This window comes from Oceanobacillus zhaokaii, assembly GCF_003352005.1.
GTDB classification, from domain to species: Bacteria; Bacillota; Bacilli; order Bacillales; family Amphibacillaceae; genus Oceanobacillus; species Oceanobacillus zhaokaii.
Window position 1 is genome coordinate 1,637,925 of record NZ_CP024848.1, and the last position, 19,504, is coordinate 1,657,428.

At 36.0% G+C, this 19,504-nt stretch carries 19 protein-coding genes and 1 pseudogene; 9 read left to right on the top strand and 11 right to left on the bottom strand.

The features are described 5' to 3' along the window. Window positions 1–153: 153 nt before the first annotated feature. From CUC15_RS08305 to CUC15_RS08325, 5 genes are all read left to right on the top strand, one after another. Window positions 154–2,310 carry a type IA DNA topoisomerase gene (locus CUC15_RS08305; RefSeq protein ID WP_114916208.1) on the top strand — a complete coding sequence of 719 codons (2,157 nt, stop codon included), beginning with the start codon at window positions 154–156 and terminating at the stop codon, window positions 2,308–2,310. Window positions 2,311–2,478: 168 nt separating this feature from the next. Continuing rightward, the gene (locus tag CUC15_RS08310; RefSeq protein WP_114916209.1) at window positions 2,479–2,931 is read left to right on the top strand and encodes a hypothetical protein; all 453 of its coding nucleotides are present in this window, start codon (window positions 2,479–2,481) and stop codon (window positions 2,929–2,931) included. Window positions 2,932–3,387: 456 nt separating this feature from the next. Next, a complete protein-coding gene (locus tag CUC15_RS08315) occupies window positions 3,388–4,797 on the top strand; it encodes a vWA domain-containing protein (protein WP_114916210.1) in 1,410 nt (469 codons plus the stop codon). A 308-nt stretch (window positions 4,798–5,105) separates the two neighbouring features. Beyond that, window positions 5,106–6,314, top strand: coding sequence for an NAD(P)/FAD-dependent oxidoreductase (locus CUC15_RS08320; RefSeq protein ID WP_114916211.1), 1,209 nt, complete (start codon window positions 5,106–5,108; stop codon window positions 6,312–6,314). A gap of 363 nt (window positions 6,315–6,677) precedes the next feature. Beyond that, entirely contained in the window at window positions 6,678–7,544 is an 867-nt protein-coding gene (locus CUC15_RS08325; RefSeq protein WP_114916212.1) for a VanW family protein, read from the top strand. A gap of 49 nt (window positions 7,545–7,593) precedes the next feature. Here the strand turns inward: CUC15_RS08325 and CUC15_RS08330 are convergent, their stop codons facing one another. Beyond that, window positions 7,594–8,130, bottom strand: coding sequence for a YceI family protein (locus CUC15_RS08330; RefSeq protein WP_114916213.1), 537 nt, complete (start codon window positions 8,128–8,130; stop codon window positions 7,594–7,596). A gap of 357 nt (window positions 8,131–8,487) precedes the next feature. Between CUC15_RS08330 and CUC15_RS08335 the strand changes: the two genes are divergently transcribed. Beyond that, the gene (locus tag CUC15_RS08335; protein ID WP_114916214.1) at window positions 8,488–9,903 is read left to right on the top strand and encodes a hypothetical protein; all 1,416 of its coding nucleotides are present in this window, start codon (window positions 8,488–8,490) and stop codon (window positions 9,901–9,903) included. Between the two features lie 364 nt (window positions 9,904–10,267). Further along, complete coding sequence (locus CUC15_RS08340) at window positions 10,268–11,251, top strand: zinc-binding dehydrogenase (protein ID WP_114918416.1); 984 nt, start codon at window positions 10,268–10,270, stop codon at window positions 11,249–11,251. A gap of 134 nt (window positions 11,252–11,385) precedes the next feature. On the opposite strand, the gene CUC15_RS08345 is transcribed toward CUC15_RS08340, so the two are convergent. From CUC15_RS08345 to nfsA, 8 genes are all read right to left on the bottom strand, one after another. After that, complete coding sequence (locus CUC15_RS08345) at window positions 11,386–12,243, bottom strand: DUF421 domain-containing protein (RefSeq protein ID WP_114916215.1); 858 nt, start codon at window positions 12,241–12,243, stop codon at window positions 11,386–11,388. 20 nt (window positions 12,244–12,263) lie between these two features. Next, complete coding sequence (locus CUC15_RS08350; protein WP_114916216.1) at window positions 12,264–12,467, bottom strand: DUF1657 domain-containing protein; 204 nt, start codon at window positions 12,465–12,467, stop codon at window positions 12,264–12,266. A gap of 16 nt (window positions 12,468–12,483) precedes the next feature. Beyond that, the gene (gene spoVAE / locus CUC15_RS08355) at window positions 12,484–12,834 is read right to left on the bottom strand and encodes a stage V sporulation protein AE (RefSeq protein ID WP_114916217.1); all 351 of its coding nucleotides are present in this window, start codon (window positions 12,832–12,834) and stop codon (window positions 12,484–12,486) included. Then, complete coding sequence (spoVAD, locus tag CUC15_RS08360) at window positions 12,831–13,847, bottom strand: stage V sporulation protein AD (RefSeq protein WP_114916218.1); 1,017 nt, start codon at window positions 13,845–13,847, stop codon at window positions 12,831–12,833. The genes spoVAE and spoVAD overlap by 4 nt, the downstream gene beginning before the upstream one ends. Next, complete coding sequence (gene spoVAC, locus CUC15_RS08365; protein ID WP_114916219.1) at window positions 13,847–14,326, bottom strand: stage V sporulation protein AC; 480 nt, start codon at window positions 14,324–14,326, stop codon at window positions 13,847–13,849. The genes spoVAD and spoVAC overlap by 1 nt, the downstream gene beginning before the upstream one ends. A gap of 25 nt (window positions 14,327–14,351) precedes the next feature. After that, window positions 14,352–14,801 (bottom strand): hypothetical protein, encoded by a 450-nt coding sequence (locus CUC15_RS08370; RefSeq protein ID WP_114916220.1) that lies wholly within the window; start codon window positions 14,799–14,801, stop codon window positions 14,352–14,354. 132 nt (window positions 14,802–14,933) lie between these two features. Continuing rightward, the gene (locus CUC15_RS08375) at window positions 14,934–15,137 is read right to left on the bottom strand and encodes a DUF1657 domain-containing protein (RefSeq protein WP_114916221.1); all 204 of its coding nucleotides are present in this window, start codon (window positions 15,135–15,137) and stop codon (window positions 14,934–14,936) included. A gap of 170 nt (window positions 15,138–15,307) precedes the next feature. After that, on the bottom strand, window positions 15,308–16,054 hold the full coding sequence (gene nfsA / locus CUC15_RS08380) for an oxygen-insensitive NADPH nitroreductase (RefSeq protein WP_114916222.1): 747 nt from the start codon (window positions 16,052–16,054) through the stop codon (window positions 15,308–15,310). A gap of 288 nt (window positions 16,055–16,342) precedes the next feature. Here nfsA and CUC15_RS08385 point away from each other — a divergent pair, with 288 nt between their 5' ends. Together CUC15_RS08385 and CUC15_RS08390 are read left to right on the top strand one after the other, a co-directional pair. Next, the gene (locus tag CUC15_RS08385) at window positions 16,343–16,732 is read left to right on the top strand and encodes a YwpF family protein (RefSeq protein ID WP_114916223.1); all 390 of its coding nucleotides are present in this window, start codon (window positions 16,343–16,345) and stop codon (window positions 16,730–16,732) included. A gap of 24 nt (window positions 16,733–16,756) precedes the next feature. Next, window positions 16,757–18,121: a TrkH family potassium uptake protein gene (locus CUC15_RS08390; protein WP_114916224.1), complete on the top strand. Its 1,365-nt coding sequence runs from the start codon at window positions 16,757–16,759 to the stop codon at window positions 18,119–18,121. Between the two features lie 85 nt (window positions 18,122–18,206). Here the strand turns inward: CUC15_RS08390 and CUC15_RS20460 are convergent. Further along, window positions 18,207–18,287: pseudogene (locus CUC15_RS20460) on the bottom strand (YjcZ family sporulation protein); the annotation flags it as partial. Window positions 18,288–18,842: 555 nt separating this feature from the next. Next, window positions 18,843–19,367 carry a signal peptidase I gene (gene lepB, locus CUC15_RS08400; RefSeq protein ID WP_114916226.1) on the bottom strand — a complete coding sequence of 175 codons (525 nt, stop codon included), beginning with the start codon at window positions 19,365–19,367 and terminating at the stop codon, window positions 18,843–18,845. Window positions 19,368–19,504: the final 137 nt, after the last annotated feature.

The following is a 19,504-nucleotide window of genomic DNA, read 5'->3' on the forward strand; positions in this document are numbered from 1 at the left end:
CATTATAATAGAATATTCTTAATGTGTTATTTGAATTTTGGGTTTTACGATGAGGTGGATGAGGTGATAAGATGGTTAATTTGAAAGAACGTTCGTTCCTAAATTTACTGAAACATGTTATAGTATATAAAAACTATTAAATAGGTGAAATCTATGAAATTAATACTAGCTGAAAAGCCATCCGTCGCCAAAAATATTGCCGATGCACTTAAAATCAAAACCAAAAAAGATGGTTATTTTGAAGGTAATGATTATCTTATTACATGGGCTTTCGGTCATTTAGTAGAATTATACGATGCCAAGGACTATGACAGTAAGATGAAAAGCTGGAAGATGGATAATTTCCCATTTATTCCATCAACATTCAAATATAAAGTGAAAAGCAATCCGAAAGATCGCTCACAGACAGATGGTGGAGCAGCTAAGCAGCTAAAGATTGTTCAAACTTTAATCAAGAGGCCGGATGTAGAGATTATCGTATCAGCATGTGACTACGACAGAGAAGGACAACTCATCGGTGATAGCATTATTTATCGTGGTGCAGCACCACCTAAACCTGTATATCGATTACTATTGAATGAATGGACACCAAAAGAGGTAATCAAAGGTTTAGAGAATATGCAGTCAAATCAAATGATGAGGCCATTACGTGATGCTGGTATTAGTAGACAATGGGCTGATTGGGTTATTGGGATTAATTTAACATCTGTTGCAACTTTAAAGTATCAAAAAGGTAAAGGGAAGGCACTGAATATTGGCCGCGTGCTTATGCCGACGTTGAAGATTATTTATGATCGAGATAAGGAAATCGATAATTTTGTACCAGAGGATTATTTTAAATTAATCGCAACGTTTCAAACGAAGGAAAAGAAAGAATACCAGGGAACATATGTGGAAAATAAAGAGGAGAAATTCAAGTCAAAAGAGACATTAGAACAACTTCATCAATCGATTCAAGGGAAACAAGCGACAATCATCGATAAACAGGTAGAAAAGAAGAAAGAATTCCCACCTTTTTTATTCAATCTTTCTAACCTGCAGGGGTACGTCACGAGCAAATTTAAGGGTTTTACATCAGATAAAGTTCTAAAAGTAGCTCAATCACTATATGAAAAGAAGTTCATAACCTATCCAAGGACTTCAAGTACAGCATTAGAGGAGAGCATAGTAGCAAAAACTGCAAATGTATTAAAGGTACTTGCAGAAGATTTACCATATAAAGATGAGATTAAATTTATGAAAACAAAACGCGTGTTTAATAACGCAAAAGTGGAGAGCCATAGTGCAATCATTCCTACTTATTTAGTACCGAAGCGGCTAACAAGTGATGAGCAGCTTGTGTATACAGCAATTAAAAACCGATTTATTATGCAATTTATGCCAATTGCTGAGTATGAAGAGACAAGTTTTAAGACAAAATTAGCAGATGATATTGTCAAGGGTCTTTTTACCTCAAAAGGAAAGGTTCAGCTTATCGAAGGCTGGAAGAAGGTAGAGAAAATCCAATCGAAGGATACGATTTTACCCTTTGTACAAGTTAATGATTCGGTAAGTCTAGTGGATTCAGAGGTAACTTCACATGTCACGAAGCCACCAAAAAGGCATACAGAAAAAACGCTGCTTCGTGTAATGGAAACCTGTGGTCGAAGCTACAAGGAAGATGAAAGTGAAGAACTGTTAGGCAGCATTTTAACAGGATTTAGTATTGGAACACCAGCGACTAGGGCGGAGACGATTAAAAAATTAAAAGATGTCGGCTATATTACTACGGAAAGTAAAAATTTGCTTTGTACGGAGCTAGGTAGAGATTTAGTAGAGACCTTTCCTGTTCAAGAGCTGTTTGACTTGGAATTTACTGGACGTCTTGAGAAAGGCTTAGCTGATATTCAAAAAGGAAAGGCAAGTAAACAGGAATTTTTGAATATCGTCTTTAATTTCACAAATAAATCGGTGGCTACAATCAAGGATGCGGATGAAAGGATAATTAATGAGGTTGCATCACAAAAAATCTCAAAGGAAGTACTCGGGACATGTCCACAATGTGGCGGAAAGATTATTGAAGGGTATAAAGGATTCGGCTGTAGTAATTGGAAGAAAGGTTGTAAGTTTACCATTTGGAAGAATGACAAGTATTTAGCAACGATGAGAAAAAAACCTACGAAAACAATGGTAAAGCAGTTATTATCAAATAAGAAAGCTTATGTTAAGGGGCTAACGAGTAAAAAGGGAAAGAAATTTAATGCATATTTAAGCTATGAGAAAAATCCTGACAATGCATATTATAGCTGGAAAATGGAGTTTAATGATTAGATACAAGACCATTCCGAACCATTGAACTTACCTATAATAGTGTTTCCAAGCCTTTTTCATGAATAAGGTGTATAATAATGGGAGAGGGTAATATTATCTAGATGGGGGTATTATCTATTAGATGGGAAAATAACTTAAAAATCCTCAAAAAAGGTGAAGGGTGATTGAGTGAAAAAGGTAACAGTAAGTGTAGCGGAAGATTTGGGATATGGTACGTTAATGTGGGTATATGCAAATAATCATAAGGTATATCATAGCAATAAACGCGTTGATCGCGTAGAATCGTTTGATGATCTTGATTCAAACTTTTTAGGAAAAATAGAAGCACTAGATTTAAATAAAGCGGATAAAAAAACCGTACTAAATCTCATTCTTGAAAAAACAGACCGGATTTTTGGTGTATGTATAGATAAAAGGCAAAACGAAAAAAATAATGGTACTAAAGATTATAGTGTCGTTTTTTTCCCAAGCTGGGAACAAGTGAGAATTTTTGCAGAGACTAAGTTTCAGGAATTAGAGGAAACAGAAGTGCAACGAAAAAAGGAAGCAAAAGAAAAATGGCTTGAAAGAGGCAGACTCTTTGCTCAAAAGAAACATGCAGATAAGGAAAAAGTTAAGTAGTAACAAAACGCAAAGAGAGCTTGTATCCTTTTTAAAAGGAACAAGCTTTTTTAATAAGGATAATTCTTATTGTTTGTTGCTCTTTAGATAAACTGCGAGTATTGTACGATGTTTAATACATTAAAGGACAATCGCTTGCAGTCGGTGCTATTTTTCGTTTCCGACATTCACATGAGATTTTTACCAACTTCATCTTTGAAGAGGCGGATAACGATAGCAAACCATAATTCCAGCGTATTGTATATCCGGAGCTTTCGACCGAAAACAATCGCCATCTCAGTTATTTCTAGCTTTATATTGTAAGTCAATCTAGGTGTTATGTAGATGCTTTGATTCAGTCATGTTTATCAAAAGAAATCCTCCAACTAAATAGTAAGAATAGTTATTTTGTAATATTGACTTCTTGGGAGTATTGTCGAAAGATAGAGATAACGATACATAGATAGGGGAGAAATCATGTTTAAACGAGGCATAGGAACCATAGCGGTACTTGTTTTCTTTCTTTCTGCATGCAGCAATGCAGAGGATACTAGCAAGGGGCAAGAGGAGAGTGTTAAAGAAGCTGCTGCTGAATTAGAAGAAACGGAGCAACAGGAAAGCATTGTAGAACAATTAGAATCGGTCAAATTGATCGAATCAAGAGATGGAATGAAGGAACAACAAGGTGGAATACTTGCAGCAGATATCGAGCCTGAAGAAGAGCAAACGGAATCACCGGAAACTACATTAGATGAGTCAACAGTTGAGGAATTGAAGGATGAATTGAAACGTTTAACAAAGAAAACCAAGGAACCAGCTACCATTTATAAAGGACTAGTTTATTTACTAGGATCACCTAATTATAAAGAAGTGATTGAACAAGCAGAAGCATTTGAGCCAGATTTTGCAGAACCATATTTACCCGAGCCTGGAAAAACAGAAGAAGAAGTAATGAAAGAGCCTGAGAGTGGAAAGGCAATAATTTTGCTGGATGCAAGTTCTAGTATGTTACTTCCTGTTGACAATCAAGTGAAAATGGATGTTGCAAAGGAAGCAGTGCTCAGGTTTGGTGAAACGATTGGTCAAGACAGTGATATATCTTTAGTTGTCTATGGTCATAAGGGATCTGAATCTGCTGCAGATAAGGAGCTTTCATGTACTGGTATAGAAGAGGTTTATCCGATGGGTACATATGATGAAGCAGCATTTGAAGAGTCATTGACAACGTTCGAAAGTAAAGGATATACACCACTTGCTGGTGCAATTGAGAAAGCAAAGGAAATGAGCAAGAATTTCGCGGAAGCCGTTACGGTTTATATTGTAAGTGATGGTGTGGAAACATGTGATGGTGATCCAGTTCAAGTGGCTGCAGAATTTGTAAAAGATGATGAAGAAAGAACAGTAAATATAATCGGTTTCAATGTTGACCAAAATGCAGAAAATCAATTGAAGCAGGTTTCTGACGCTGGAAATGGTGAATACTATGCAGCAAATAATGCAGATGAATTAAAAATAACAATTGAGAAACAATGGTTGCCATCCGATATGGATTTAGCTTGGGCGTTTCTAAAAGCACCAGACGGCTGGGAAACACTTGCCGAATACGAACGTTTTGATGAAGAACTAAATCCAATTAAAGAAATGATTAATAATGAAAAAAATCGTTATCGGCAAGCTTTACAAATTATTAAAGATGAGCAGCTAGTAGAAAATGATGTTGCACAGGAACTACAAAATGTAATAAATGAGCAAGATCAAATCATGATTAATTTAATGAATGACTTTCGCTCTGAGAAGATAGAAGAGATAAAAGACCTGGCACAAGCCATTAGTGATAAGGTTACGGCCTGGACAGAGGAAATGAAACGTCTTAAAGAAGCAGAATAATTTAAAATTTCAATATGCGATGTTAGTCTATTGAAATTTTTATCTAATAGTCCTAAGTAAAGCTAAACATATATTGTTTTTTGACAAAATAATTGACTGATTCGAAGCTTCAACAATTTTTTTGGAAAATGAAAAGAAAGTTAGCCTAAACGGAAAATATTTGATATTATTAATAGGTAAACAAAACATTACTTATTGATATAGTTGAAGATATATACTATATTAATTTGTGAAGGTTATTACATGCAAACGCTTATTCAATCGGCAAAATTAAGCAGTACATATAAAATGAAAGGTGGATGGTTTAAATGAGTAAACCAAAAATTGTTGTCCTTGGTGCAGGTTATGCAGGAATTACGACAACAAAACGACTAACAAAACAATTATCACCAGAACAAGCAGAGATTGTACTTATAAACAAACATAACTATCACTATGAAAGTACATGGTTACATGAAGTAGCGGCAGGAACAATTAACCCGAATCAAGCCCGTTACATGATTAGCGATGTTATTAATCCAAATCGAGTACGTTTAATTTATGATTCAGTAGTTGAAATTAAAAAAGATGAACAACGTGTTGTACTTGAAAATAGTGAAGTAACGTATGATTATTTAGTTGTAGCACTTGGATTCGTTACGAATACGTTCGGAATTAAAGGAATGGATGAGAATGCTCTATTCATTCAAGATATTGATTCTGCTCGCCTAATAAGCGAACATATCGAATACCAATTTGCACAATATAGTGCAGGGGAAAACACTGACGAAGAAAGCTTAAATATAATCGTTGGTGGCGGCGGATTTACTGGTATTGAATTCGTTGGAGAACTGGCTGATATCGTTCCTAAGCTTTGCAAAAAATATGATATTCCAAGAAACAAAGTTCGTATCATTAATGTGGAAGCAGCACCATCTGTATTACCAATGTTCGATCGTGATTTAGTATCTTATGCTCTTCAATCACTTGAATCACGGGGTGTAGAGTTTAGAATGGGTACAGCAATTAAAGAATGTACTAAAGAAGGATTTATTGTTGGTGACGATGCGGAATTAATTAAAGGTGGAACGGTTGTCTGGACTGGTGGAGTTACAGGTAACCCTGTACTTGGAAAATCAGGCTTCGAGTTAGTAAAAGGTAAAGTTAATGTTGATTCAGACCTTCGTGTGCCAGGTGAAGAAAATCTCTTCATTCTTGGTGACTGTTCATGGGTTATGGACAAGCAAGCTGGTCGTCCATATGCACCAACCGGTCAATTAGCAATGCAAGAAGCTGATGTTGCAGCATACAACATCAAAGCATTACTTACAAATCAACCATTAAAAGAATTTGTTTTAGATGATAAAGGTACCGTTGCATCATTAGGGCTTTCTGATGGAATCGGTAGTATCTTCTCTGGTACTAAATTACAAGGTAAAGCAGCTGCAGCAATGAAAAAAGTAGTTGATGACCGTTCATTATTTATTGTAGGTGGACCAAAATTAGTACTTAAAAAAGGTAAATTCCGTCCTTTCTAATCGGCTATTAAAATTAAAAATTGCTCTAATAATTTGGCACAAAAATTGAGGAGGTACATTTTAAATGAGAAAATGTTTATACGGCGCGTTACTCGTAATTGCATCAGTAATTGGCTACAGAATTGCAAGTGATTGCTTAGAAGACTCAAGAGATTTTCGTTAAAAATTAGAAGAGTTGAACCACCTAGTGTTTTAGCTAGGTGGTTCTTTTTTACGTCCTGAGAATAATGTACGGATTGTCCGGAGCGGAAATCATCATTAGCCTAGTTCACTTATTTATTAAGCAGGGCTCTAGTTACAGCTTATTTTTCTTCTTACATGATTTCACTACTTCTACTCATACTAGAAATAGAGGTGATATTCATGATAATTTCCAGCCTTTCTTTTCTCTTATTTATGTTTCCCCCTCAAATAGCAGAGAATACGATGGGTGTCAGCAATAACGACATAATATTGCAAAATATTGAAGTAGATCAATATTCCCTTCCATATCTTGACCCGTTATTTTTGGATGAGGATAAAATACACTCATTGATGGATCGATTAGAGAAAGCAATATACAAAGCTCCGATAAATGCTCATATTTCTGCTAATGGACATATAATTCCTGAAAAACTAGGTGAAACATTAGATCGTAAGCAATTTCAAAGCTTATTTCGTGAACATTTTTATAGCAATACAAATAGTAATTTTGAAGTTCCTAAAAAACCATTATATCCTAAAGTGGATAGAGGTCTATTGGGAGAAATAAGCACCAAACAGCTTGGAACATATACAACTTTTTTTAGGAAGAGTAATCTGGAACGAACGCATAATATTAAGCTTGCATCGGAAGCAATCAATAATTATGTGCTCTTTCCTGGAGAGATCTTTTCTTTTAATGAGATAGTTGGAGAGCGGACAAAAGAAAGGGGATATAAACGTGCTCCAGTAATCGTTCGAGGCGAATTAGCTGAAGATATTGGTGGTGGGATATGCCAAGTATCATCCACACTTTTTAATGCGGTAGACCTCAAAGGAATACAAATTGTTGAGCGATATGCTCACAGTAGGAAAGTGCCATATGTACCTACAGGACGTGATGCGACAGTTAGCTGGTGGGGGCCTGATTTCGTTTTTAAAAATATGTATAATGAGCCAATTTTAATACGTTCATTTTCCGCTAATGGCACGATGAGGGTATCCGTTTATTCATCTGATACCGCAGAGTATTTTACTGGAAGTTCATAAAACAACTAGCGCGCAGTAACACAACTGCGCGCAGTTCAATCTTCCGATATTAATTTTGTTTGTGTAATTCTAATTCAATGTGGATTGTAACTTCGTCGCCAACTAGTACGCCGCCTGTTTCAACAGCAGCGTTCCATACTAGACCAAACTCTTTACGGCTAATATTCGTTTTTCCGCTGAATCCAGCAACTGTATCTCCACCCATAGGATCTTTACTTTGCCCTTCGAAAGTTACGTCAAATGTTGCAGGCTTCGTTACACCACGAATTGTTAAGTCGCCAGTAACATCATAATCTGAACCTGATTTTTTCTTAATATCAGTAGCCACGAATGTTAAATTCGGATTATTTTCAACATCGAAGAAATCTGCTGAACGTAAGTGGTTATCTCTGTCTTCATTACGAGTATTAATACTAGCGGGATCAATGTTTACTTCTATTTTTGCATCTGATAAATCCTCTACATCTGCTTCAATTACTGCATCGAATTTTTCAAATACTCCTTTTGCTTTTGAAATCATCATATGTTTAACTGAAAATCCAATTTCACTGTGCACCGTATCTACTGTCCATGTTGCTTTTGTCATAATAATATCCCTCCAAATATTTTAATCTGTTAGTTACTTTATGTCACTAAGTATAAAATAATAAATAGAAGTTGTCAACTATATTTAATTAAAAATATTTAAATTAAATATATGTAAATATTTCTTAACAATATATGTACTAGGTATTCTTTAATATTCCCTATATTTTAAATCTAAAACGAATACTTCATTAAGAATTGTACACAATCCAAGCGTAAAGAATTTACAAAGAAAAACTGAAATAAACAGAAAGATATGTTGCAGGATTAGGAAAACATTTTCTACAACTAAATGTACCTTCTTTCATCCCCTTAGCATAGGCTATAGGACTAAATGATGGAGGGAAGGGAAAGCATTATGGACTTAACGATTTCCCATGGGTTATACGGTTTATTTACAATAATTATCATTATTACGATGATTTTTCGCAAAGGAGTAGTATTACCTACCTTACTTGGTACATTTGTTATCGCCTGGGTTTATCATGGGAACATCATCGATGGATTCACGGCAATATTTCATGCAAACTTAGTAGCTGCTCAAGAGCTCTTCAGTATTTTCCTAATCATTACCTTCATGCTCGCGCTATTACACTCGTTACGTGATTTAGGAGCGGATAAAAGGATGATTCAACCAATCCAGAAACTGATGGTCAATGGGCATATTTCTTATTTCGTGTTAGTCGGGATAACCTATGTTATCTCCCTATTTTTCTGGCCAACTCCTGCAGTACCATTAATTTGTGCGTTGCTTGTCCCAGCGGCAGTTCGAGCAGGATTACCTGCGATGACAGCAGCAGTTGCAATCGCCATCGCAGGGCAAGGAATGGCACTTTCTTCTGATTATATCGTACAGGTTGCACCCAGCTTATCAGCTGCAGCTGCAGGAATAGAAACATCGCTCGTTGCAGATAAAGCAATGATCCTTTCCCTTATTTCGGGTGGAATTGCCATTACATTGGCATATCTATTTTATCGAAAAACAATCCGTCCAAAAGAAGATAAACGAAATGAGATGGAGCTAAAAACATTACAAACAGCAGATGAATCTACAAATAAAGCAAAGACAATACATTTAACGATCTGGAGTAAATTTTTTGCGGTATTAGTCCCATTATCACTCTTAATCGTTGTCATTTATATGATGTATAGTAAATTGTTTTCTGGCAACAGTGATTTAGTTGGTGGTGATGGTGCTGCATTGGTTGGAGGTGTAGCAGTTATCTTATTATTACTTTCAACTCTTGCATTTGGAAAACATTATGCTTTGGATTATATTAGCAACCATATTACAGAGGGATTCGTATTTGCTTTTAAAGCAATGGGACCTGTTATCCCAATCGCTGGCTTCTTCTTTCTTGGAAGTCCAGATTTTTCAGGAAGAATATTAGGTGTAGAAGAGGGCCCAGCCTTATTATTTGATCTTGTGCAATCAACCCAATCATACCTTCCACAGAGTGCTCTTTTAGCAGGGTTTAGTATTCTGATTATTGGTATCATCACTGGATTAGATGGCTCTGGATTCTCTGGATTACCGTTAACGGGGGCACTTGCAGCATCACTTTCGAATAGCTCAATCGATACAGAAACTCTTGCTGCGATTGGCCAAATGGGTGCAGTATGGACAGGTGGAGGAACAATTGTTGCCTGGTCTTCATTGATTGCAATTGCAGGATTTTGTGGTGTTTCGGTTATGGACCTCGTTCGGAAAAACTTTTGGCCGGTTATTATTGGATTATTGGTTTCAACATTAGTCGCTATATTCTTATTATAAAACAGAATTCTAGTTTATTTACAAATTTTTTGTTATAATTTGAATAATAGGAATTCAAAAAGCACATTTCAGTGACAGTGAGTATTTGTTTGCTCACTGAAATGTTAGCTTGGTAGTTAAGAAAGTGTAAATCCTTTCTTACTACATAAGAAGCCTTACAGGAGTAGGGCAGTTCGGTGTTTGAGACAAATGTTTTCGATGGGACGAGTAATCGGAGTCCCAAAGGGCTTCGGTGGGGCGAGTAATCGCAGTCCCAGCACGTTCTGTTCTTAAACGAACTTCCCCTAAGGCTGTCACTAAAGGCTTTGGTTAAACCTTTGTTTTCTAATTGCTTAGATGTACGCTGAATGGAAAGGGTGGTATGGTGAAAGCATTTGTACTGGAATATGGAGAATTAAAGATCAAAGAGATGGATGAGCCTAGAGCGGGTAAGGGAGAAATAGTTGTTGCTTTGCGAATTGCAGGATTGAATCGACGTGACTTATACATACCGAATCGAAGGGGAAATGAAAAAGAAGCATTAATACTCGGTTCTGATGGGGCGGGTATAGTGGAATCGATCGGTGAAGATGTAACACGTTTTAAAGTGGGGGATGAAGTGATTATTAATCCTTCATTACGTTGGTTTGATAATAGTGATGCACCACCAAAGGAATTCGATTTACTCGGAATGCCTGACAATGGGACATTCGCAGAGAAGATAGTTATATCAGAAGAACAGCTTGAAAAGAAGCCTGCAAATCTTTCGTGGGAGGAAGCTGGGGTCCTTGCTTTATCAGCGTTAACAGGATTCCGCGCATTATTTACAAAGGGCGAGATAAAAGCAGGAGATACCATATTTATTCCGGGAGCTGGGAGTGGTGTTGCTACCTACCTTATTGCATTCGCTAAGAATATAGGTGCAAGGATAATTGTTACCTCTCGAAGTGAAGAAAAACAAAAATTAGCAAAAGAATTAGGTGCTGACATTGCTCTCGATACGAATAGCGATTGGGAGAAAGAATTGGCTGATGAAACAATAGATTTAGTAATTGAAAGCGTTGGTCGTGCGACTTTCAACCGATCCCTTAAAGTACTGAAGAAAGGTGGTCGGATGGTTACTTTTGGAGCGACCACGGAAGATACAATTGATTTTGATTTACGGCACTTCTTTTATGGACAATATCAATTATTCGGAACAACAATGGGGAGCAGAGATGAACTGCGTGCATTGCTGATCCATGTTGAAAAGTACAATTTGCACCCAGTTATTGACCGGACATATACACTGGAACAGGCACAGCAAGCATTCGACTATTTAAAAAAGGGAAAACAATTTGGGAAGATTGCACTACAGATAGAAGGTTAACAATAAAAATGGAAGCACTGTTACAGGATTAGAGAAGTGGCACTAGCCGTTAAAATACGGCTTTCTTTTCTCAAGAAATTAATTAACTTTATACGCAAAGCAGCCCAGTTTACTTTTATCTGGACTGCTTTTTTTTATTGTAATGAAGGAGAAATAAGATCGATTGCTGCTTTTAATTTTTTGCTATTCCGCTGATATAACTTTTTAGATTCTTCGTTTTCTGTCGCTAAAGAAAATAATTCCAGGTCTGCTTGGCATTTTTTCATTGTTGCAAGTAATAGGGCTTTTTCTGTTGGCTCGGGAACAGCAATTTTATCATCGTACAGGTCTACCGTTAACTGGGCATCACTATCCGCTTGACCTAGAAAGACATTCTCTATACTAACGTTTAATTTTGCAAGCTCTGTTTCCAACCAGTTTAAATTAAGAGATAGATTTGCTAGTGGCTCTAAAAGTACTTTACCATCCATAATGATGGTTTGTGGTTCTTTTTTAGGTGATAGTTTGATACCTAAATCTTTTGCTGTTAACGGCATTTTTTCTCTTTTTGGAAGAACACTTATCGACCCTGTTGGTTCTAACAATGCGAATTCTACATCAGATGCTAGGAAGATATCCTTTTCCCGTAGTTTTTCTAGCAGGTCATCGGTCGAATATCCACGTTTTTTTAAATTATCCTCCATTATTTTGCCATCTTGAATGAACACGGTACTTTTACCTTGTGTAAAATCTCTAAAGGTCTTACTTTTTAGCGAGATAAATTCTACACTATAAGGAATGATGAACCAAATGAACATTGCGATAAGGGCATAGAAAAAGTTGCTATTAAGGTCGACAGTATGAATCGCAACAATTCCGCCTAATACAATACCAGTGATGGTTTCGAAAATATTTAGTTGGGCTAACTGTTTTGTTCCGAGCCATTTCACCATAAAAAATAAGATGACAATGAGAGTTATTGATCTAAGTATTACGAAAATCCAATCTGGCATGAACAACCTTTCCTTTCTTACTAATTATTGTATTGTGGCTCTTCCTTAGAAAGCTGGATGATCTGCTTTTGTAAGTCATCCTTTACTTCTTTCACTAGCTGCTGTACATGTAAAAAGGATTCTTCCGTTTCTTTATCTTGTGTTTTATTTACAAATAATTGTAAGCTTGCTTCAATACTTTTAACAGATGCAAAGCAGCCTTTTACTTGTGAACCTACTGTCATAATTGCTACACACCCTTCATCCTTTTGCCTTAAAAATCAATGCGCCAATAACACCGAAGACAATGGCAGCTGAAATCCCTGAACTTGTTACTTCAAACATTCCTGTGATGACACCAATAATACCGTGTTTTTCTGCCTCAGCCATTGCACCATGCACCAATGAGTTACCGAAACTTGTTATTGGAACTGTCGCACCAGCACCAGCAAAATCAATTAAAGGTTCATAGAGACCAAGCCCATCTAGTATTGCTCCAGCAACAACTAGAGTTGTCAACGTATGGGCAGGGGAAAGTTTAAAGACGTCGAACATAATTTGTCCAATAACACATATGAGGCCACCAATTACAAATGCCCAGAAGAAAATCATTGTATATCACGTCCTGATTCTATGGAAACTGCATGTGCAATACATGGGATTGGATCCTTTTGATAGATGCTTAGTGGAGAATGAAGTGCACCAGTTGCAACAACGAGTATCCGGTCCAATTCACCTTTCTTCAGCCGATTTAAGAAATGCCCGTAAGTAACAACGGCAGAGCATGCTGGACCACTAGCACCAGCTAATACTGGCTGGCCCTCTCGATAAATCGTCAGCCCACAATCAACATACTTTTCCTCGGGAATATCAATACCACGTTTATGCAATAAATCTAATGATACTTCTCTACCAATATGTGCCAAATCCCCGGTAATAATTAAGTCATAAAACGTATGGTCAATATTTCTTTCCCTTAAATGGGTTTCAATGGTTTCAACGGCAGCAGGGGCCATCGCACCACCCATATTGAATGGATCTGTCATTCCCATGTCCACAACTTTTCCAATCGTTGCTGATGTTATCACCGGACCTTCTCCTTCTTTACCCACGAGTGCACAACCTGCTCCAGTAACAGTCCATTGTGCTGTCGGTGGTTTCTGTCCACCATATTCCGTTGGATAACGAAATTGTCTTTCTGCTGAAGCATTATGGCTCGATACCCCACTTAAAATATGATTTGCTCCACCACTATTAATAATGGCTGCAGAGAGTGCTAATCCTTCCATTGAAGTAGCACACGCACTAAAAAGTCCGAAATAGGGGGCACCAAGTGTGTTTGCTGCAAAGCTTGTTGGAGTAATTTGATTAATTAAATCACCACCGATGAAAAACTGAACATTTTCTTTTTCAATATTACTTTTCTTGATTGCAATTTGGCACGCTTCTTCCATAAGTGTTTGTTGTGCCTTTTCAAAAGATGCTTGTTCAAGCCACATGTCATCATGTAATAAATCAAAATCATTTGGAATCATTCCATTCGCTTCAAAAGGACCGCCAACAGTACCGGTAGTTAGGATAACTGGTTTATTGTCAAAAACCCATGTCTGATGTCCAACTAGCACTAAAAACCACCCCATCCGATAATGATCGTTTTAATCAATGCAACGATAAATGCAGAGAACACTCCGTAGACAATAACAGGTCCTGCAAGTTTAAAAATATTTCCTCCGACACCTAAAATGAATCCTTCTGTTTTATGTTCGATTGCAGCAGAGATGACAGCATTTCCGAAACCTGTTACCGGAACAGCAGAGCCTGCCCCACCAAATTGGCCAATTCGATCATAGACGCCAAATCCAGTTAATAGCATCGTGAAGAAAATTAATGTGGCTGAGGTTGGGTTTCCAGCAGTTTGTTCGGTAAAATTAAAATTATAAATATAAAAGGTAGAAATAAGCTGACCGATAAGACAGATGAATCCACCTACTAAGAAAGCCTTTAGACAATTTTTTAACAGTGGTCGCTTTACTTCTCTTTGTTGCTGAAACGCTTGATATTCCTGTGCATTAGGTGGTAGGTTTTTCTTCTTTTTATCTGCCATGTCTCCATCACTCTTTTCTTATCTTCTATGTCTGTTCCTTGGATAATTTAATAATTTGCTCAAGTTCATCGCTAAGTTCTTTCTCAGTTAACTGTTCTGATTGGATCTTTTCTTCTAATTTTTTTAGCTCAAGGAAGATTTTTTGGTCTGTCGAAAATTCCACATCTAGTTTAGGAAATTCATCTTCCAATTCCTTCGTTATTTTTTTCTTTAATGATTTTAGTGTGAACCGTTCGCGATGTTTAACTTTCACTGCAGCCACAATTTTTTTAGAATTATTAACTGCTTTGATTTCTGTAATTTCTTTGTGATTATTTAAAATGTCCTTTGCCCTAGTAGAAGGCTGTTGGTTGAGTTGCTTATTACTAACATTTATTGGTGTATCTTGTTTATTCTTTTCTATAGTAGAATCGGTTCCGCAACCCAATAATAGAAAGAAAAGACTAACTGTAATAATAGTTTTTTTTCGATCCATGATGTTCACTCATTTCTAATAACAAAGTAATTTTGTCTTCTTATCAATTTGCACATAATGGGGATGAGAAATATTCTTTAGCGTTTACAGTTTTATTATATGTAGGAAGTTGGTATTCCCAACTTCCGTAGATTATTGTTTATATTGTGGCTCTTCTTGTTCAATTTGCTGTATTCTTGGTTCAACACTTTGTAAAATAGACATCGTTTGTTGTGCTGCATCCTGATACATTTGTTTTGCTTGCTTGTTTTCAGTTTGTAGTGCAAATTGTTCGAAGCTTGCTTGAGCACTCTTTAACCCGGCAATTGTTTGCTTCACTTGGCTTGCTACTGTCATAAAAAAACCTCCCAAAATTTAGCGTCAACATTAAGATTCGATATTTTGCTCAAAGTTATACGGTCAATTTATTTCCTATATCTTCCTATTGAAGCCAGGAAAGGGTCTTGACAATACCTTACATTAAAAAAAACACATTCAGCGCATGAATGTGTTTCAGTTTGTACGAATTATCTTTTATTTAATTTTTGCTCTTTTACAAAACTACTAACGTCCATGCGAATGGGATTCCGGTATTTCCGAATCATTTGCCCGGACCATTTATCTGTTTTGGTATTGCTCGATCGAGTTTGATAATATTCTTGGAGTTGTGCGTCATAAAAAGAGATAGAAGTTTGCTGAGATTCATCTGTTTTGTATTTGTTTTCATGATATACTGCCTCAAAAGGAAGACGGGGTTTTAGTTCCGGTTTATGAGCTGGGGTGCCAACCGCCATACCAAAAAGCGGAATTACATATTCAGGAAGTCCTAATAATTCACTTACACGGTAAATATCATTTCTTAAACTGCCAAGATAACAAATTCCAAGTCCCATCGATTCTGCAGCTATTGCTAAATTCTGTGCAGAAAGTGCAGCATCAATAGTTGTCACTATAAACTGTTCTGTGCTCTCAATTGTTTCTTCCATTTCAACTAGCTCTTCAGGTTTTGCGAGTTGCGAAATCCGATGCAGGTCTCCACAAAATACAAATAAATGACCATTATGCTCAACATATGTTTGCCCCGATACTTTTCTAAGCTCATTCTTTAGTATAGGATCGGTCACACCAATAATGGTATAAGCCATCACATTACTTGAAGTGGAGGCTTGTTGTGCGGCTTTAATTAGTGTATGAATTTGTTCATTTGTTAATTTGTCCTCTGTAAATTTGCGGATTGAACGATGATTTAAGATAGTTTCAAGGGTATGATTCATAATAATTAATCCTCCTCAACAGATATGTAATAATATTTATCACTTTAATTGTCAAAAAAGATAAAGTCTACAATAATAATTATACAGGAGTATAATAAATTATTGTTATAATTCGTATCAATTCCATTATCTTTTTGATACACTCTAGGTATATTCAGCTTATATGAATAGGTACAAATGGATTACTGCGGAGCGATGCATCGCAGACAAAAAAGGACTTTTCTATCGAACTAGGACTGTCTAACTTGACTAGATCCAGTTCTTTCATAAAAATGGTAGGGGGATTATATGAAGACATTTAAGCTTAAAATGCTAACCATTATAAACCAAGAAAATGGGAAAATCGTACAAAATAGGATACCATTATTAAATGGGCTCATTATTAATCGTGAAGATGATACAAACCAATGGATAATTGAGGCCTATATTGAAAAGGCAAACAAGGCCTATTTTAATCAGCTGTTAGAAAATAAAGAAGAACTTATGCTTCAAGTGAAAATTACAAAGGAAAGCAATGAGCCAGCAACATTTATTACATCTATTCTAAGTATCAATGAAATTGGTGAAAATATTAATGTACTATTTATAGGCACTGTTATTGAGCGGAAGGAAAAAAATATTCTAAAAGAATTGACTTCTTTATTAGAAGAGGGTTACCGTGGAAAAAAACTCGAATAATACGATAAACTTAGGAGTTAGGTAATGAGATATCTTCACTTTCATCATCAATGGTTAAATAAACGAACACCTGCACAATTACTATTATTATTTTATTTAGTATCGATTATTATTTCGACAGCCGCACTTTCATTGCCATTTGCATATCAGGAAGGGGTTCATGTCGAATTTATTGATGTCTTATTTACTGCAGTAAGTGCAATAAGTGTAACAGGACTAAGTACTATATCCATTGTTAATACACTAAGTACGACAGGAATAATTATCCTAATAATAATTTTGCATTTCGGTACAATTGGAATCATGGCTTCAGGTACATTTATCTGGCTGTTAATTGGAAAAAAAATCGGGCTTCGTGAACGCCGGTTAATAATGACAGATCAAAACCAGACTAGTTTTCAGGGGATGGTTCGTTTAACAAAGCAGATTATTATTATTTTGCTAGTTATAGAATTAATTGCGTTTATTATTTTGGGGACCTACCTTTTGAATTATTATTCATCAGTAAAAGAGGCTTACTTCCATGGTTTCTTTGGAACAATAAGTGCACTGTCAAATGCTGGATTTGATATTACTGGAGCGTCTTTGCTGCCGTACAGTCATGATTATTTTGTTCAATTTATTATCATGCTTTTGATTATATTTGGAGCCATTGGATTTCCGGTATTAATTGAAGTAAAAGAGTATTTATTTTCAAGAAATGAAAAACGGAAAACGATACACTTTAGTTTATTTACAAAAGTAACAACAACTACATTCTTTATCTTAATTTTTGCTGGCGCAGGTATTATATATTTACTTGACAGCAATGATTTTTTTACAGATAAGTCTTGGCATGAAGCATTGTTTTATTCTTTATTTCAATCTGTTACGACAAGAAGTGGCGGGATGGCAACAATGGATATCAACTTGTTGTCAGAAGAAAATCATTTGTTTATTTCATTTTTAATGTTTATCGGTGCATCGCCAAGCAGTGCTGGTGGTGGAATAAGAACAACAACGTTTGCATTAGTAATTATTTTTATCTTTACTTATGCCAGAAGTGGGAGAAGCGTTCGACTTTTTAAACGTGAAGTTTATGAAGAGGATCTGATAAAGGCAGTAATGGTAACTCTTGTTGCATCTGCAATGGTACTTGGATCTGTTCTGTTTATTTCTTCTCAAGAGCCATCCTCATTAATGGAAGTGATTTTTGAAGTAACTTCAGCATTCGGAACGGTAGGTCTCTCGTTAGGAATTACAAGTGATTTAAGCAACGCAAGTAAAATAATTCTAATGTTATTGATGTTTATAGGGAGATTAGGACTGTTTACTTTTATCTTGATGTTTAGAAAGAATAAACAAGATGGTAATTACCACTACCCTAAAGAAAAAATCATTATCGGTTAGTAAAAAATGACAATCAAAGATCTTATGAAGCCATATCTTAAATTAATAATAACCTGTGCTACTCAGAATAGCACAGGTTAATTTGTTAGCAGTAAAATGCTGCTCCTACAATGATTAAAAGGATAAAAAGCACAACAATCAACGCGAAACCATTACCATATCCGCCACATCCATATGCGGGGCTTTGATATCCGCCGCAGCCAAATCCTCCGTAGCCATAACCCATGCTCTTTCACCTCCTGAATGTTACGTTATACTATATGTTAAATTCCTCAAGATGTATGGACGTTTGCACTAGTTATAAAAAATCGAGAATATTAATGGAATTAAATAATTCTGAAGGCATTATGTTAGATTGCATAAAATGCAGAATTACTTCCAAAAAATTTAGAATATGATAGAATAAAAATAATAAGTGGAATCATAATTGTTTGTCTGATGAAAGGGGTGCTTGTTTATGGAAATCGCTTTTGGAATCGTTTGCTTTGTAATCCTAGCACTGAACATAGGATTTTGTATTTTAGATAATGAATAAAGTACAATGTCAGTGTCCGTTTAGCGAATCGATGTTGACTTTAATTGTTTGAAGTGATAGAGGTCTTGCATTAGACGCTGGAGCAGGAAGTATTAAGGAATTGAAGTGGAATCTTATATGCTTTTGCTTGATATAAGTAAAGGGGGCAACAAATGTTGCCCCCAAAAAAACCATAAAGGTTAATACTTATTTTGTCAGTCCCCACTCACTGAATGGATAAATGATAATTTCAGATTTGCCAATTATCTCTTCTTCATCAATAAATCCAAGACCATTCCGACTATCCTTACTAATTGCGCGATTATCTCCCAATACAAAATAGCTTTCCTCTGGAATTGTAATTGGACCGAAATTTCCCGTTTGGTTGATGACCTCCTCTGTAATAAACGCTTGATTATATGGTTCACCATTAATTAGAAGTTTGCCAGCAATAATTTCAATTTGTTCACCAGGTAACCCGATAACCCTTTTCACATAATTTTTATATGGCCTTTGTATGATTACAATGTCACCTCTGTCGGGGTCATCTACTAAATAGATCAACTTATTAAAAATTACTCTTTCTCCATCTTCTAGAGTCGGTTCCATACTCTCACCTTCAACAATAGAAGTAGCAAATATAAAGGTACGTAATAAAAGTGCTATAATAATTGCAATTACAATTGCTTTTCCCCACTCAAGCCATTCGTTTTTCTCTTTTGATTCAGTCAATGAGGACATTCCTTCCGTAAAAGATTCAATACTATAGTAGCACAGTGCCCATAAGTATTCGAATATAAACCCTTGTGAATCATAAACTTCATAACATTTCGCTTTTTAATATTGCTTGTCAAGGACTATTTACCTAT

What these genes read in the sequence shown, in the direction of transcription:
- CUC15_RS08320 (WP_114916211.1), top strand. Translation starts at nt 5,106, where the DNA reads ATGAGTAAACCAAAAATTGTTGTCCTTGGTGCAGGTTATGCAGGAATT.
- CUC15_RS08335 (WP_114916214.1), top strand. Translation starts at nt 8,488, where the DNA reads ATGGACTTAACGATTTCCCATGGGTTATACGGTTTATTTACAATAATT.
- CUC15_RS08385 (WP_114916223.1), top strand. Translation starts at nt 16,343, where the DNA reads ATGAAGACATTTAAGCTTAAAATGCTAACCATTATAAACCAAGAAAAT.
- CUC15_RS08315 (WP_114916210.1), top strand. Translation starts at nt 3,388, where the DNA reads ATGTTTAAACGAGGCATAGGAACCATAGCGGTACTTGTTTTCTTTCTT.
- CUC15_RS08375 (WP_114916221.1), bottom strand. Translation starts at nt 15,137, where the DNA reads ATGACAGTAGCAAGCCAAGTGAAGCAAACAATTGCCGGGTTAAAGAGT.
- CUC15_RS08345 (WP_114916215.1), bottom strand. Translation starts at nt 12,243, where the DNA reads ATGCCAGATTGGATTTTCGTAATACTTAGATCAATAACTCTCATTGTC.
- spoVAE (WP_114916217.1), bottom strand. Translation starts at nt 12,834, where the DNA reads ATGATTTTCTTCTGGGCATTTGTAATTGGTGGCCTCATATGTGTTATT.
- CUC15_RS08370 (WP_114916220.1), bottom strand. Translation starts at nt 14,801, where the DNA reads ATGGATCGAAAAAAAACTATTATTACAGTTAGTCTTTTCTTTCTATTA.
- spoVAC (WP_114916219.1), bottom strand. Translation starts at nt 14,326, where the DNA reads ATGGCAGATAAAAAGAAGAAAAACCTACCACCTAATGCACAGGAATAT.
- CUC15_RS08330 (WP_114916213.1), bottom strand. Translation starts at nt 8,130, where the DNA reads ATGACAAAAGCAACATGGACAGTAGATACGGTGCACAGTGAAATTGGA.
- CUC15_RS08390 (WP_114916224.1), top strand. Translation starts at nt 16,757, where the DNA reads ATGAGATATCTTCACTTTCATCATCAATGGTTAAATAAACGAACACCT.
- CUC15_RS08305 (WP_114916208.1), top strand. Translation starts at nt 154, where the DNA reads ATGAAATTAATACTAGCTGAAAAGCCATCCGTCGCCAAAAATATTGCC.
- nfsA (WP_114916222.1), bottom strand. Translation starts at nt 16,054, where the DNA reads ATGAATCATACCCTTGAAACTATCTTAAATCATCGTTCAATCCGCAAA.
- CUC15_RS08350 (WP_114916216.1), bottom strand. Translation starts at nt 12,467, where the DNA reads ATGACAGTAGGTTCACAAGTAAAAGGCTGCTTTGCATCTGTTAAAAGT.
- CUC15_RS08325 (WP_114916212.1), top strand. Translation starts at nt 6,678, where the DNA reads ATGATAATTTCCAGCCTTTCTTTTCTCTTATTTATGTTTCCCCCTCAA.